The sequence below is a fragment of the Pseudomonas haemolytica genome (assembly GCF_009659625.1).
Taxonomy (GTDB): Bacteria; Pseudomonadota; Gammaproteobacteria; order Pseudomonadales; family Pseudomonadaceae; genus Aquipseudomonas; species Aquipseudomonas haemolytica.
In genome coordinates this window covers 109,803-123,503 of the sequence record NZ_VOIW01000007.1, presented here as the reverse complement: position 1 = coordinate 123,503, position 13,701 = coordinate 109,803, and the positions used below count along the sequence as shown (strand labels likewise).

The window sequence follows — 13,701 nt, the reverse complement described above, 5'->3', positions numbered from 1 at the left end:
AAATCCTTAAATTCGTTCAATCAGCCGCGAGCGATCAGCGCTGCGTCAGCGGCGACCTTCTCGGCCGCTTTCTCGCGGATCAGCTTTTCCAGCTGATCCACCAGATTGTCATTCGTTAGCTTCTGCGACGGCTTGCCGTCGATGTAAATCAGGTTCGGCGTACCGCCAGTCAGGCCCACATGGGCTTCCTTGGCTTCGCCCGGCCCGTTGACCACACAACCGATCACCGCGACATCCAGCGGCACCAGCAGGTCTTCGAGGCGCAACTCCAGGTCGTTCATGGTTTTCACCACGTCGAAGTTCTGCCGCGAGCAGCTCGGGCAGGCAATGAAGTTGATGCCACGGGAACGCAAACGCAGGGATTTGAGAATGTCGTAGCCGACTTTCACTTCCTCTACGGGGTCTGCCGCCAGGGAGATGCGGATAGTATCGCCAATCCCTTCGGCGAGCAGCATACCGAGACCCACGGCAGATTTCACTGTGCCTGAACGCAAACCGCCCGCTTCAGTGATACCCAGGTGCAGCGGTTGCACGATTTCCTTGGCCAACAGGCGGTAGGCCTCTACTGCCATGAACACATCGGAGGCCTTTACGCTGACCTTGAAGTCCTGGAAATTCAGGCGTTCGAGGTGTTCGACGTGGCGCAGGGCCGACTCGACCAACGCCGCCGGCGTCGGCTCACCGTATTTTTTCTGCAGGTCTTTTTCCAGCGAACCGGCGTTGACGCCGATGCGGATCGGGATACCGCGATCACGGGCCGCATCCACCACGGCACGCACACGGTCTTCGCGACCAATGTTGCCCGGGTTGATACGCAAGCAGTCCACACCCAGCTCGGCGACGCGCAACGCGATCTTGTAGTCGAAGTGAATGTCGGCAACCAGCGGCACCTTCACCAACTGTTTGATGCGTCCGAAGGCCTCGGCTGCATCCATATCCGGTACGGAAACCCGCACGATGTCCACGCCGGCCGCTTCCAGACGGTTGATCTGGGCCACGGTGGCGGCCACATCGTTGGTGTCGCTGTTGGTCATGCTTTGCACTGCGATGGGGGCATCGCCACCCACCGGCACCGAGCCGACCCAGATCTTGCGCGATACGCGACGTTTGATTGGAGATTCGCCGTGCATGACTATTGTCCCAACTTGAGGCGAGCAGTCTCGCCACTGGTGAACGGCGCCACGTCTACAGGCTGGCCGTTGTAGGCCACTTGCGCGCCACGGGCAAAGCCCAGACGCAGCGTCAAAGGAGGCTTGCCGCCCTGGTCCAGCGTATCTCCCTTACGCTTCAAACCGCTGAACAGCACTTTGCCGTTGCCATCGGTGACCTGCGTCCAGCAGTCAGCGATGAAGGTAATCTGTACGCGCCCGTCACCGGCGATCAACGCTGGGGTGGTGGGAGGCGACATCGCCGGTGCGGCTGGCGCGGTGGCCGGTGGCGCAGCCGCAGGTGTCGCTGCGGCTGGAGCCTGGGCCACAGGCGCTGTCGTAGTGGCTGGAGCCGCCGGTACCGCTGCAGTCGCAGCCGGTGCCGGTGCCGTGCCGGTTTCTGGCACTGGCTGCTCAGCAGTGGCCGGCGCTTCTGGCGTTGTTTGCCCTTCTGCAACGGCCTGGTCTTCCGGCTCATCCAGCGGATGAATCTGGGTGGTGCCATCGGCGCTTTCGACTTCGACGTGCTCCAGGGCGTTGCTGGTCAGGTCTTTGCTGCGCTGGGAGGCCTGGTCTTGCCACCAGACAAAACCGCCGCCGATCACAGCGATGAGTAGCAACAGGCTGACAATCCGCAAAATCGTGTGGGAAACCCGCGTCGGCTCTTCGATCCGGCCCAGGCCATGGACATTACTGCCCTGGGAGTCGGTACCGGTGAACTGGTCGAACTCCTGCACCAGCACGGTCTGGTCGATACCCAGCAACTTGGCATAGGCGCGAATATAGCCGCGGGCAAACGTGTGCCCAGGCAGCTTGTCGAACGCGCCGGCTTCCAGGTTGGCCAGGGACGTGCTGGTCAAATTGAGCTTGAGGGCCACTTCCGCCAGCGACCAACCATTGCTTTCGCGGGCCTGACGCAAGGTTTCGCCTGGGTTTACGCGATTAGCTGCTACATCTTCCGGGTGCGCGGCTTTCATCATTGCTCCGACAGGTATTGCTGATATTCCGGCGTACCGGGATAGAGTCGTTCGAGTTGCTGGCCAAAACGTGCGGCCGTGTCGTGTTCTTCATGAACCGTCGCCAGGCGCACACCGAGCAATAGACTACGTGCATTTTGCCCACTGAGCAGGCTAAAACGCTCGTAATAGTCTCGTGCAGGCACATAATGCCTGTCTTCGTAAGACAACTCAGCCATTTCGAGCAATGCCCGGGGTTGGCGGTTGTTCAGGTGCAGGGCTTTTTCCAGTTGCTGACGCGCGCTGTTGCGCTGGCCGAGGCGCAGCGAGGTCACCCCGAGGTTCTCGAACACCCGCGAACGCTCTGGGTAGAGGGTATCGGTGGTAGCTTGCTGGAAATAACGCGACGCCAGGTCATAGCGTTTCTGCTCGAACAGGAAACTGCCGTAGTTGTTCAGCAGCCGCGGGTCGGCAGGACGGGAGGCCAGGGCCTTGTGGAAATAACGGTCGGCCAGTTCAGGCTCGGCCTGGGCCTGGAACACGAGGGCCAGTGCGGCATTGGCGTCAGCATCATCGCGGTCCAGCTCAAGGGCTTTTTTCAATGGCACCTTGGCCTGCTCGCTCATGCCTTGGCGCAGGTAACCCAAACCCAGTTGCACATAGGCAACTCGCGCCTCATCACGGCCTTTATCCGTTTGCAAAGGGCTATCATGGCCCGATGAAACGCAACCGGCCACGAGGCCGGTAACCAGTAAAAGCAGCGCAAGGCGCAAGGGCATAGAGATCCTCTCTCAGATTCGATTCACAGCAATTTGCGGCAAATCTTCAGCGGCGTTAAGTTCGCGCACGGCGATATAACGTTCGCTGCGGCGGGTGCGGTCCATCACCTGCCCTACCAATTGACCACAGGCGGCGTCGATGTCTTCACCACGGGTGGTGCGCACGGTGACGTTGTAGCCGGCCTGGTGCAGTTGATCCTGGAAACGGCGGATGGCGTTGTTGCTCGGCCGCTCGTAGCCAGAATGAGGAAACGGGTTGAACGGAATCAAGTTGATCTTGCACGGGGTGTTCTTGAGCAATTCGATCATCTCGACCGCGTGCTCGACCTTGTCGTTGATGTCCTTGAGCATGGTGTACTCAATGGTCAGCACCCGCTTCTCACCCAGGGTCGCCATGTAGCGCTGGCAAGATTCGAGCAACATCTTAAGCGGATACTTCTTGTTGATCGGCACCAATTGGTTACGCAATGCGTCATTGGGTGCGTGCAGTGACAACGCCAGGGAGACGTCGATGTGCTTGGCCAGCTCATCGATCATCGGTACCACGCCGGAGGTCGACAGAGTCACACGGCGCTTGGAGATGCCGTAGCCCAGGTCGTCCATCATCAGGTGCATGGCCGCAATCACGTTGTCGAAGTTCAGCAGCGGCTCACCCATGCCCATCATCACCACGTTGGTGATGGCACGGTCGACGGTCGCCGGGACGCTGCCAAAGGATTTGTTGGCAATCCACACCTGGCCGATGACTTCGGCGGCGGTAAGGTTGCTATTGAAGCCTTGCTTGCCGGTGGAGCAGAAACTGCAATCCAGGGCACAGCCTGCCTGGGACGAAACGCACAAGGTGCCGCGTTTGCCCTGGGGAATGTACACGGTCTCGACGCAGCTGCCGGACGCCACGCGCACCACCCACTTACGGGTGCCGTCGCTGGAAATGTCCTCGCTGACAACCTCGGGACCACGTACCTCGGCAATGGCCTTGAGCTTGTCGCGCAGGGCCTTGCTGACGTTCGTCATGGCGTCGAAATCGTCGACGCCAAAGTGGTGAATCCACTTCATTACCTGACCGGCACGGAAACGCTTCTCCCCGATTGAGTCGAAGAATTTCTCCATTTCCGGCTGAGTCAGACCCAGCAGGTTGGTTTTAACAGTCGATGTAGTCATGGATTCACCCTCACTCTTTAAGCCGATGCTTAGCGAGCGGTTACTTCAGTAGCAGCGAAAAAGTACGAGATTTCGCGAGCAGCAGCGGCTTCGGAGTCCGAACCGTGAACAGCGTTGGCGTCGATGGACTCAGCGAAGTCAGCACGGATGGTGCCGGCAGCGGCTTCTTTAGGGTTGGTAGCGCCCATCAGCTCACGGTTCAGAGCGATAGCGTTTTCGCCTTCCAGAACCTGGACAACAACAGGACCGGAGATCATGAAGGCAACCAGGTCGCCGAAGAAGCCACGAGCGCTGTGCTCAGCGTAGAAGCCTTCAGCTTCAGCCTTGGACAGTTGCTTGAGTTTCGAAGCTACAACCTTCAGGCCGGCTTTTTCGAAACGAGTGGTGATCTCGCCGATGACGTTTTTTGCAACTGCGTCAGGCTTGATGATGGAGAAAGTACGTTGAACAGCCATGGTGTAACTCCAGAAACGGTAATTTACGAAAAATTAAACCCGCGAATTATACGCGGGTTATTGGGTATTGCCTAACTGCGTAAAAAGGCGGCTCAGTCTGCTTCTTCGATCCACAGGCCTTGAATCGCCTCCAGAACCTTTTCGCCACCCCGGTCAGGGATGTCGTCGAAGTCCGGCAGCTCCATCACCAGATTGCGCAGCTTGACGAAGTTCACAGTAAGAGGATTGACCTCAGGATGAGCTTCAGCAAGTTGTATAGCGATTTCTTGTACATCAACCCATTTCAGGCTCATGACATTTCCTTGAATCAATGCGGCGCTTCGGCCGCATGGTTGAGCGAATATTTCGGAATTTCGACGGTGAGGTCTTCAGTCCCCACTTTCGCCTGACAACTCAGACGCGACGTCGGCTCCAGGCCCCACGCCCTATCAAGATAGTCTTCTTCCAGATCATCGGCCTCGTTGAGGCTATCGAAACCTTTACGAATGACGCAGTGACACGTGGTGCAGGCATTAACGCCGCCACAGGCACTTTCGATCTCGATGTGGTGGTCATGCGCGACTTCGAGGATGGACTTGCCGGTCTCAGCCTCCACGACCATGCCTTCCGGGCAATGTTCGGCGTGCGGTAGAAAAGTGACCTGCGGCATCAGTTATTCCTCAATTTCATTCAGGTTGCGCCCCGCCAGCGCGGCTTTCACCGTCTGATCCATGCGGCGGGCGGCAAAGGCATCAGTCACTTGCGACAGACGCTTGGTCTGCTGCTCGATGGCATAGCCATCGTTGCCTTTCATCAATTCGGCCAGTTCCTGCATCTGCAGGTCGATGACCATGCGTTCTTCAGCATCGAGCAGACGCTCACCATCGGCTTCAAGGGCGCCCTGCACCGCTTCGAGCAGGCGCTGGGCATCCACTTGCTGTTCACGCAGTACGCGGGCGACCTTGTCGTCACCGGCGTACTGGAACGAATCCTTAAGCATCTTGGCGATTTCACCGTCGGTCAGGCCGTAGGACGGCTTGACCTGAATGCTGGCTTCAACACCCGAAGCCAGCTCACGAGCAGCCACGCTGAGCAGGCCATCGGCATCGACCTGGAAGGTCACGCGAATCTTCGCCGCACCCGCGACCATGGCCGGGATACCGCGCAATTCAAAGCGCGCCAGGGAGCGGCAGTCGCTGATCAGCTCACGCTCGCCTTGCAGCACATGAATCATCATGGCCGTCTGGCCGTCTTTGTAAGTGGTGAAATCCTGGGCGCGGGCGACGGGGATGGTGGTGTTGCGTGGAATCACCTTCTCCATCAAGCCGCCCATGGTTTCCAGCCCCAGGGACAGCGGGATCACGTCGAGCAGCAGCAATTCGCCACCATCGCGCTTGTTGCCGGCCAAGGTATCGGCCTGGATCGCGGCACCGATGGCGACGACTTGATCCGGGTCGATTTCAGTCAGCGGCTGGCGACCAAAGGCTTCGGCCACGGCTTCGCGAACCCGTGGGACGCGGGTCGAACCGCCGACCATGACCACAGCGGCCACGTCTTCCAGTTCGACACCGGAGTCACGCACGGCACGACGACACGCCTTGAGGCTGCGAGCGACCATCGGCTCGATCAGCGTATCGAAAGCTTCGCGAGTCAGCTGGGCCGACCAGCTACCGTAGGAAACCTCAGCAGAAGCGGCATCGGTAAGTGCTTCTTTGGCCGCACAGGCAGTTTGCAGCAGATTACGCTGCGCGCCCGGGTCCAGGTCGGCAGACAAACCGGCGCTGGTGATGATCCAGCCGGCAATCGCGTGGTCGAAGTCATCGCCGCCCAGGGCAGTATCGCCACCGGTGGCCAGCACTTCGAACACACCGCCGGTCAGGCGCAGAATCGAGATATCAAAGGTGCCACCGCCCAGGTCATAGATAGCAACCAGGCCTTCTGCGTGCTGATCCAAGCCATAGGCCACAGCGGCGGCAGTAGGCTCGTTCAGCAGGCGCAGCACGTTCAGACCGGCGAGTTTCGCCGCATCCTTGGTGGCTTGACGCTGAGCATCGTCGAAATACGCAGGAACAGTGATCACCGCGCCGACCAGTTCACCGCCCAAGGTAGTTTCCGCACGCTGGCGTAGCACCTTGAGGATATCGGCCGACACTTCCACCGGGCTTTTAGGCCCCTGGATGGTGTCGATGAACGGCATATGGGACTCACCGCCCACAAAGCGGTACGGCAGCTGATCGCCCAACTGCTTGACGTCGGACAGACCACGACCCATCAAGCGCTTGACCGATAGCACGGTATTGAGGGGGTCCGAGGACGCTGCCAGCTTGGCCGACTCGCCGACTTCGGTACGATCAGCGTGATAGCGCACAGCAGACGGCAGGATCACCTGGCCATCGGCGTCGGGCAGTGGCTCGGACAGGCCGCTGCGCAAGGCGGCGACCAGGGAATTGGTGGTGCCCAGGTCAATCCCGACCGCCAGGCGACGCTGGTGCGGTTGAGGGCTTTGGCCGGGTTCGGCGATTTGCAGTAGGGCCATGGTAATCAGGTCTTATCTGTCTATCAGGCGTGCATCACGGGCAGCACTGGGTTAATCGTCGAGGCGCTCTTCTAGCTGGCGCACTTCGTAGGTGAGCTTGTCGAGGAACTGCATGCGCCGCATCAGGCGTTCGGCCTGTTCGCGTTGCACAGCATCATCCCAACAGGCTGCGAAGCTTTCGTTGAGCTCATCCTGGGCGTTTTTCAGACGGCGCTTGAAGACCGCGACGCCAGCCACATCGGCTTCGTCCTGCAAATCTTCGAGCTCTTCGCGCCACTGCATCTGCTGCATGAGGAAGTCAGGATCGTGCACCGTGACTTCCAACGGCAACTCACCACCGTTCATCGCGAGCAGGTAGCGCGCGCGTTTCGCAGGGCTTTTGAGCGTCTGATAGGCTTCGTTGAGGCTGGCCGATTGCTCCAGGGCCAGGCGTTGCTCACGCTCGGAAGCGTCAGCGAAGCGGTCCGGATGCACCCCGCGCGCCAATTCTCGGTAGCGCGTGGCAAGCTGCTCGAGGTCCAGCCGAAAGCTCGGCTGCAGCTCGAATAAAGCGAAATGACAAGGAGTACCCACAAGTAGCCTCAGATGTTGAAGCTTTCGCCGCAGCCACATTCACCGCGTACGTTGGGGTTGTTGAACTTGAAGCCTTCGTTCAACCCTTCCTTGACGAAATCGAGTTCGGTGCCGTCCAGGTAGGTCAGGCTCTTAGGGTCGATGATCACTTTTTCGCCGTGACTTTCGAACACCTGGTCTTCCGCAACCACCTCGTCGACAAACTCCAGCACGTAGGCAAGGCCGGAACAGCCTGTGGTGCGAACACCCAGACGAATCCCCTCACCTTTACCGCGCCCATTCAGGGAGCGGCGAATGTGCTGCGCAGCCGCTTCTGTCATGCTGATAGCCATCGTTGACTCCTAAATGCTTAGATCAAGCCTTTCTTCTGCTTGTAGTCGCGAACGGCCGCCTTGATGGCGTCTTCCGCGAGTACGGAGCAGTGGATTTTCACTGGCGGCAAGGCCAGTTCTTCGGCCAGCTGGGTGTTGCTGATCGTCACAGCCTCATCCAGGGTCTTGCCTTTCATCCACTCGGTAGCGAGGGAGCTTGAGGCAATGGCGGAACCGCAGCCGTAGGTTTTGAATTTGGCGTCTTCGATAACGCCAGCATCGTTGACCTTGATCTGCAGGCGCATAACGTCGCCGCACGCCGGAGCGCCGACCATGCCGGTGCCAACATCAGGGTCTTCCGCGTTCATCTTGCCGACGTTGCGCGGGTTTTCGTAGTGGTCGATGACCTTTTCGCTGTAAGCCATGGTACTGAATCCTCACTCATCAGGGCCGCTCTGGAACCCTGTAAAAACGCCTGCGTTTTCCGCCACGTTCCTACAGAGCTTGGGTGGCGGCTTCTATATTTAGTGTGCCGCCCACTCGATCTTGGAAATATCGACACCGTCTTTGTACATGTCCCACAGCGGCGACAGAACGCGCAGCTTGTTGACGGCTTCGCAGACTTTCTGCGCGGCGTAGTCGACTTGCTCTTCGGTGGTGAAGCGGCCAAATGTAAAGCGGATCGAGCTGTGGGCCAGTTCGTCGTTGCGGCCCAGGGCGCGCAGAACGTACGAAGGCTCAAGCGAGGCCGAGGTGCAGGCCGAACCGGAAGAAACCGCCAGGTCCTTGAGCGCCATGATCAGCGACTCGCCTTCGACGTAGTTGAAGCTCAAATTCAGGTTGTGCGGTACACGGGCGGTCATGCTGCCGTTGATGTACAGCTCTTCAAGGTTCTCGACCTGTTTGTAGAAGCGGTCGCTCAGGGCCTTGATACGCACGTTCTCGGCAGCCATGTCTTCCTTGGCTACGCGAAAGGCTTCGCCCATGCCGACAATCTGGTGGGTCGCCAGGGTGCCCGAACGCATGCCGCGCTCGTGACCGCCGCCGTGCATGGTGGCTTCGATACGCACGCGTGGCTTGCGGCTCACGTACAGCGCGCCGATGCCCTTAGGGCCGTAGGTCTTGTGGGCAGAGAACGACATCAGGTCGACTTTCAGCTTGGCCAGGTCGATATCAACCTTGCCGGTGGACTGAGCAGCGTCGACGTGCAGCAACACACCTTTGGAGCGGGTCAGCTCGCCGATGGCCGCGATGTCGTTGATGGTGCCGATTTCGTTGTTCACGTGGATCACGGAAACCAGGATGGTGTCTTCACGCATCGCAGCTTCGATCATGGCCGGGGTGACGATACCGTCGGTGGTCGGCTCGAGGTAGGTGACCTCGAAACCCTCACGCTCCAGTTGGCGCATGGTGTCGAGGACAGCCTTGTGCTCGATCTTGGTGGTGATCAGGTGCTTGCCTTTGGTCGCGTAGAAATGCGCCGCGCCCTTGATAGCCAGGTTGTCGGACTCGGTAGCACCGGAGGTCCAGACGATTTCACGGGGGTCGGCATTGACCAGGTCAGCGACCTGGCGACGAGCGTTCTCGACCGCTTCCTCGGCTTTCCAGCCGAATACGTGGGAACGGGAGGCCGGGTTGCCAAAGTTTCCGTCAACCAACAGGCATTCGCTCATCTTTTGCGCGACACGCGGATCAACCGGGGTGGTCGCTGAGTAATCAAGGTAAATCGGCAATTTCATGGACTTTCTCCTAAATCAGGCTGGCTGGCGTGCCGTTAGCTCTGCGGCTGTCACTCGACGGCGGACGCTTCGATCTTGTCCAGGCGCGGCGCCTTGGTGTTGCAACGGCGCTGGTCCTGACGCTGGGCTACTTCTTGCACCTCACGGCGAGTCACAAGATCAGCCAAGCTGATACCACTCAAAAACTCATGGATCTGCAGGCTCAAGTCACACCACAAGTGGTGCGTCAGGCAGGTATCGCCGGCGTGGCAATCACCCAAACCCTGGCATTTGGTGGCATCGACGGATTCGTTGACCGCGTCGATTACCTGGGCTACCTGGATGCCCTGCATATCGCGGGACAATTGATAACCACCACCTGGACCGCGAACGCTGGAAACCAGATTGCTACGGCGCAATTTGGCGAACAGCTGCTCGAGGTAGGACAGGGAAATGCCTTGGCGCTCGGAGATATCGGCCAGGGACACCGGCCCAGTTTGCGCGTGCAAGGCCAAGTCGAGCATGGCGGTTACCGCGTATCGGCCTTTTGTAGTCAGTCTCATGGACAAGTACCAAGGTGTTTCAGAATGGGAGCAAGTATGCGATTCCCGAGTATTTAAGTCAACTATAAGACCTAGTACTTTAGTCAGGATTACCCGTAAAAAGGGCGCGCGAATCATAGCAGGATGGGGTGGGGACGAACAGCAGGAACAGGACCTGGGCTTAGTCTCAAGACCAATGGAGATCAAATGCAGGAGCTGGCTTGCCTGCGATTACAATGGATCAGCAGCTCAAGGGGTGACCGGCAGACCGCTATCGCAGGCAAGCCAGCCCCCACAGGAGATTGTTATCGGGCTTAAGATCTAGCCAGCCTTGGTGGCAGCACCTTCGCTCTTGATTTCGGCAAAGTCCTCTTCACGCAGCTCAGGCAGGTCTTTGGCACTGTAGCTGCTGCCCAACTCCTTCAGCGCACCGCACATACCGTCCAGCTTGCCGTCGACAGCCTGCAGATGATCGAGCAACTGGCCGATAGCGCGAGCCACGGGGTCAGGCATGTCCTCGCTGACACCATAGGCATCAAAACCAATTTTCTCGGCCATAGCCTTACGCTTGGCTTCTTGCTCATCGCCAACTTCCGGCTTGACGATGATTCGGCCCGGAATACCCACAACCGTTGCGCCAGGCGGCACAGCCTTGGTCACCACCGCATTGGAGCCAACCTTGGCACCGGCACCAACGGTGAACGGTCCCAGCACCTTGGCGCCCGCCCCTACCACCACGCCATCACCCAGCGTCGGGTGGCGCTTGCCTTTATTCCAGGTGGTTCCGCCCAAGGTCACGCCCTGGTAAAGGGTCACGTCATCGCCAATTTCAGCTGTCTCACCGATCACAATGCCCATGCCATGATCTATAAAGAACCGACGACCAACCTTGGCCCCCGGATGGATCTCGATCCCGGTCAACCAGCGCCCGAAGTTCGATACCAGCCGCGCCAGCCATTTCCAGCCCATGCCCCACAGGGCACCAGACAGGCGATGAATCCAGATCGCGTGCATACCCGGGTAGCAGGTCAGCACTTCAAAGGCGTTGCGCGCCGCCGGGTCACGGTGGAAAACACTCTGGATATCTTCTCGCAAACGCTCGAACATTTTTAATCCTTCCGCTTTAGAAGCTCACCACGGGCCGCTTTCTGGGTCTCCGTGAGGATGCCCCGCAATATGTTCATTTCCGCTCGGCTCACCGAGCTTCGGCCGTACAGGCGGCGCAGGCGCGCCATCAAATGCCGTGGTTTTTCAGGATCAAGAAACTCGATGGCTACCAGGGTTTGCTCGAGGTGCTCATAGAACCGCTCCAGCTCGTCCATGGTGGCCAACTCGCCACTCTTGGTCGATGCGACCTCATCCTTTTCCATCTTGCTCGGCTGGCCGGCAGCGGCCAGCCAGGCCATGCGCACTTCGTATGTCAGCACCTGCACCGCCGCCCCGAGGTTCAGCGAGCTGAACTCAGGGTCTGATGGAATGTGCACGTGGTAATGACATCGCTGCAGCTCTTCATTGGTCAGGCCGGAGTCTTCACGACCGAATACCAAGGCGATTTCAGCGCCGCCGGCAGCCTCTTCCACCACTTTGGTGCCGCACTCGCGCGGATCCAGCAGCGGCCAAGGGATGCGACGGTCACGGGCGCTGGTGCCGAGCACCAGATTGCAGCCGACCAGGGCGTCTTCCAGAGTGGCGACGACCTGAGCGCTTTCAAGCAAGTCATTGGCGCCGGACGCACGGGCATCGGCCTCGTGGTGCGGGAACACCCGCGGCTCTACCAGCACCAGGCGCGTCAGCCCCATGTTTTTCATGGCTCGCGCCACCCCGCCGATATTGCCGGGATGACTGGTATTGACCAAGACGACACGAATGTTTTGCAGCAAGGGAGGCGCTCTCGGACACGGGAAAGGGGAGCAAATCTTACAGAACAGCCTAAGGTTATGCCATGAAAGCTAACGTCATCCTTCACCTGAAGAAAGTTTCTGCTAGAATGCCCGGCTTTCTTTAACAACCTTAGGTGACACATCCATGCAGCCCATGCTGAATATCGCGCTGCGCGCCGCCCGCAGCGCCAGTGAATTGATCTTCCGCTCCATCGAGCGCCTGGATACCATCAAGGTCGACGAAAAAGACGCCAAGGATTATGTATCCGAGGTGGATCGCGCCGCCGAACAGAAGATCATCGATGCCCTGCGCAAGGCCTACCCTACCCACGGCATCCTCGGTGAAGAAACCGGCCTGCACAAAGGTAGCGGCGAAGGCGAAGACTACCTGTGGATCATCGACCCACTGGATGGCACCACCAACTTCCTGCGCGGCATCCCACACTTTGCCGTGAGCATCGCGTGCAAATACCGTGGCCGCCTGGAACACGCTGTCGTACTCGACCCGGTTCGCCAGGAAGAATTCACCGCCAGCCGTGGCCGTGGTGCCCAGCTGAACGGTCGCCGCCTGCGCGTCAGCGGCCGCACCAGCCTGGAAGGCGCCCTGCTGGGCACCGGTTTCCCGTTCCGTGACGACCAGATGGACAACCTGGAAAACTACCTGGGCATGTTCCGCGCCCTGGTTGGCCAGACCGCCGGCATCCGCCGCGCCGGCGCAGCCAGCCTGGACCTGGCGTATGTCGCCGCCGGTCGTTTTGATGCGTTCTGGGAGTCGGGCCTGTCCGAGTGGGACATGGCTGCAGGCGCACTGTTGATCCAGGAAGCAGGCGGCCTGGTGAGCGACTTCACCGGCGGTCATGACTTCCTTGAGAAAGGCCACGTGGTTGCCGGCAACACCAAATGCTTCAAGGCAGTACTGACGGCGATCCAGCCGCACCTGCCGGCTTCGCTGAAGCGTTAAGCGAGCGAGCACAAAAAAGCACCCCAAGGGGTGCTTTTTTTATGCCTGAGATTTAGGAAATACCCAATTCCCACTGACTCAATACAATCCAATGCGGGAGCTGGCTTGGCTGCCCCCACACTAGGATCGAAGCCAGACCTGGGGATTACTGCTGGTTCTGACCCAGGATCAGACGACCCTCTTTGTCGACTGGAATCTGGCCGCCTGGATCACGGTCCATGCGCACCGAACCTTCCTTACCATCCAGGTTGTACCGCACGTCATAGCCGACAACCTTGTCGCTGATGTCGTTGACGGTGTTACAACGAGTTTGTGTGGTGGTGTAGGTATCGCGGTTCTGCATGCCTTCCTGAACCTTGTTACCGGCATAACCGCCACCGACCGCACCGGCCACTGTGGCCAGCTTCTTACCGTTACCGCCACCGACCTGGTTACCCAACAGGCCACCTGCAAGGGCGCCAACCACGGTACCAGCGATTTGATGCTGGTCTTGCACTGGACGCTGCCGGGTTACGGTGACGTCCTTGCAGACCTCACGAGGGGTTTTAATCTGGGTTTTCACCGGCTGCACCGCCAGCACTTGCGCATACTCAGGGCCGCTTTTTACCAGGCTGTAGGTGGCAACAGCGCCCCCGGCAGTCACACCGACAGCACCCAATACCGCACCAACCAGCAACGACTTGTTCACATGAACCTCCTGAC

Annotated in this window: 17 protein-coding genes; 1 reads left to right on the top strand and 16 read right to left on the bottom strand. The window is 59.2% G+C overall.

What is annotated here, in order from left to right; translation table 11 throughout:
• Nucleotides 1-20 precede the first annotated feature (20 nt).
• The 15 genes from ispG to trmJ all read right to left on the bottom strand — a co-directional run bounded on the left by ispG (nt 21) and on the right by trmJ (nt 12,038).
• Complete coding sequence (gene ispG, locus FRT59_RS22335) at nt 21-1,130, bottom strand: flavodoxin-dependent (E)-4-hydroxy-3-methylbut-2-enyl-diphosphate synthase (RefSeq protein WP_034115889.1); 1,110 nt, start codon at nt 1,128-1,130, stop codon at nt 21-23.
• A 2-nt stretch (nt 1,131-1,132) separates the two neighbouring features.
• Nucleotides 1,133-2,125, bottom strand: coding sequence for a RodZ domain-containing protein (locus FRT59_RS22330; protein WP_153839138.1), 993 nt, complete (start codon nt 2,123-2,125; stop codon nt 1,133-1,135).
• Nucleotides 2,125-2,883, bottom strand: coding sequence for a type IV pilus biogenesis/stability protein PilW (pilW, locus tag FRT59_RS22325; protein WP_153839139.1), 759 nt, complete (start codon nt 2,881-2,883; stop codon nt 2,125-2,127). The genes FRT59_RS22330 and pilW overlap by 1 nt, the downstream gene beginning before the upstream one ends.
• A 12-nt stretch (nt 2,884-2,895) precedes the next feature.
• The gene (gene rlmN / locus FRT59_RS22320; protein WP_005791178.1) at nt 2,896-4,044 is read right to left on the bottom strand and encodes a dual-specificity RNA methyltransferase RlmN; all 1,149 of its coding nucleotides are present in this window, start codon (nt 4,042-4,044) and stop codon (nt 2,896-2,898) included.
• Between the two features lie 29 nt (nt 4,045-4,073).
• The gene (gene ndk / locus FRT59_RS22315) at nt 4,074-4,499 is read right to left on the bottom strand and encodes a nucleoside-diphosphate kinase (protein ID WP_003175956.1); all 426 of its coding nucleotides are present in this window, start codon (nt 4,497-4,499) and stop codon (nt 4,074-4,076) included.
• Nucleotides 4,500-4,591: 92 nt separating this feature from the next.
• Nucleotides 4,592-4,792, bottom strand: a complete 201-nt coding sequence (iscX, locus tag FRT59_RS22310; protein ID WP_003238461.1) for a Fe-S cluster assembly protein IscX — start codon at nt 4,790-4,792, stop codon at nt 4,592-4,594.
• 14 nt (nt 4,793-4,806) lie between these two features.
• The gene (fdx, locus tag FRT59_RS22305) at nt 4,807-5,148 is read right to left on the bottom strand and encodes an ISC system 2Fe-2S type ferredoxin (RefSeq protein WP_034115893.1); all 342 of its coding nucleotides are present in this window, start codon (nt 5,146-5,148) and stop codon (nt 4,807-4,809) included.
• 3 nt (nt 5,149-5,151) lie between these two features.
• Nucleotides 5,152-7,014, bottom strand: a complete 1,863-nt coding sequence (gene hscA, locus FRT59_RS22300) for a Fe-S protein assembly chaperone HscA (RefSeq protein WP_034115894.1) — start codon at nt 7,012-7,014, stop codon at nt 5,152-5,154.
• Between the two features lie 51 nt (nt 7,015-7,065).
• Nucleotides 7,066-7,587 (bottom strand): co-chaperone HscB, encoded by a 522-nt coding sequence (gene hscB / locus FRT59_RS22295; protein WP_034115895.1) that lies wholly within the window; start codon nt 7,585-7,587, stop codon nt 7,066-7,068.
• An 8-nt stretch (nt 7,588-7,595) separates the two neighbouring features.
• Nucleotides 7,596-7,919 (bottom strand): iron-sulfur cluster assembly protein IscA, encoded by a 324-nt coding sequence (iscA, locus tag FRT59_RS22290; protein WP_003175963.1) that lies wholly within the window; start codon nt 7,917-7,919, stop codon nt 7,596-7,598.
• 17 nt (nt 7,920-7,936) lie between these two features.
• Nucleotides 7,937-8,323, bottom strand: coding sequence for a Fe-S cluster assembly scaffold IscU (iscU, locus tag FRT59_RS22285; RefSeq protein WP_003175965.1), 387 nt, complete (start codon nt 8,321-8,323; stop codon nt 7,937-7,939).
• Nucleotides 8,324-8,422: 99 nt separating this feature from the next.
• Nucleotides 8,423-9,637 (bottom strand): IscS subfamily cysteine desulfurase, encoded by a 1,215-nt coding sequence (locus tag FRT59_RS22280; RefSeq protein ID WP_034115896.1) that lies wholly within the window; start codon nt 9,635-9,637, stop codon nt 8,423-8,425.
• Between the two features lie 50 nt (nt 9,638-9,687).
• Nucleotides 9,688-10,179 carry a Fe-S cluster assembly transcriptional regulator IscR gene (gene iscR / locus FRT59_RS22275; protein WP_003194020.1) on the bottom strand — a complete coding sequence of 164 codons (492 nt, stop codon included), beginning with the start codon at nt 10,177-10,179 and terminating at the stop codon, nt 9,688-9,690.
• A 300-nt stretch (nt 10,180-10,479) separates the two neighbouring features.
• On the bottom strand, nt 10,480-11,265 hold the full coding sequence (gene cysE / locus FRT59_RS22270) for a serine O-acetyltransferase (protein WP_034115897.1): 786 nt from the start codon (nt 11,263-11,265) through the stop codon (nt 10,480-10,482).
• 2 nt (nt 11,266-11,267) lie between these two features.
• Nucleotides 11,268-12,038 carry a tRNA (cytosine(32)/uridine(32)-2'-O)-methyltransferase TrmJ gene (gene trmJ, locus FRT59_RS22265; protein ID WP_153839141.1) on the bottom strand — a complete coding sequence of 257 codons (771 nt, stop codon included), beginning with the start codon at nt 12,036-12,038 and terminating at the stop codon, nt 11,268-11,270.
• Nucleotides 12,039-12,183: 145 nt separating this feature from the next.
• Between trmJ and suhB the strand changes: the two genes are divergently transcribed.
• Entirely contained in the window at nt 12,184-12,999 is an 816-nt protein-coding gene (suhB, locus tag FRT59_RS22260; protein ID WP_005791195.1) for a type III secretion system regulator SuhB, read from the top strand.
• Nucleotides 13,000-13,144: 145 nt separating this feature from the next.
• Here the strand turns inward: suhB and FRT59_RS22255 are convergent, their stop codons facing one another.
• Nucleotides 13,145-13,687 (bottom strand): glycine zipper 2TM domain-containing protein, encoded by a 543-nt coding sequence (locus FRT59_RS22255; protein ID WP_034115899.1) that lies wholly within the window; start codon nt 13,685-13,687, stop codon nt 13,145-13,147.
• Between the last annotated feature and the right edge of the window lie 14 nt (nt 13,688-13,701).

Bases quoted from the DNA above. Each gene is read 5' to 3' on its own strand.
- FRT59_RS22330 (WP_153839138.1), bottom strand. From the start codon at position 2,125: ATGAAAGCCGCGCACCCGGAAGATGTAGCAGCTAATCGCGTAAACCCA.
- iscU (WP_003175965.1), bottom strand. From the start codon at position 8,323: ATGGCTTACAGCGAAAAGGTCATCGACCACTACGAAAACCCGCGCAAC.
- suhB (WP_005791195.1), top strand. From the start codon at position 12,184: ATGCAGCCCATGCTGAATATCGCGCTGCGCGCCGCCCGCAGCGCCAGT.
- iscR (WP_003194020.1), bottom strand. From the start codon at position 10,179: ATGAGACTGACTACAAAAGGCCGATACGCGGTAACCGCCATGCTCGAC.
- fdx (WP_034115893.1), bottom strand. From the start codon at position 5,148: ATGCCGCAGGTCACTTTTCTACCGCACGCCGAACATTGCCCGGAAGGC.
- iscA (WP_003175963.1), bottom strand. From the start codon at position 7,919: ATGGCTATCAGCATGACAGAAGCGGCTGCGCAGCACATTCGCCGCTCC.
- cysE (WP_034115897.1), bottom strand. From the start codon at position 11,265: ATGTTCGAGCGTTTGCGAGAAGATATCCAGAGTGTTTTCCACCGTGAC.
- FRT59_RS22280 (WP_034115896.1), bottom strand. From the start codon at position 9,637: ATGAAATTGCCGATTTACCTTGATTACTCAGCGACCACCCCGGTTGAT.
- rlmN (WP_005791178.1), bottom strand. From the start codon at position 4,044: ATGACTACATCGACTGTTAAAACCAACCTGCTGGGTCTGACTCAGCCG.
- iscX (WP_003238461.1), bottom strand. From the start codon at position 4,792: ATGAGCCTGAAATGGGTTGATGTACAAGAAATCGCTATACAACTTGCT.
- ndk (WP_003175956.1), bottom strand. From the start codon at position 4,499: ATGGCTGTTCAACGTACTTTCTCCATCATCAAGCCTGACGCAGTTGCA.
- pilW (WP_153839139.1), bottom strand. From the start codon at position 2,883: ATGCCCTTGCGCCTTGCGCTGCTTTTACTGGTTACCGGCCTCGTGGCC.
- hscA (WP_034115894.1), bottom strand. From the start codon at position 7,014: ATGGCCCTACTGCAAATCGCCGAACCCGGCCAAAGCCCTCAACCGCAC.
- ispG (WP_034115889.1), bottom strand. From the start codon at position 1,130: ATGCACGGCGAATCTCCAATCAAACGTCGCGTATCGCGCAAGATCTGG.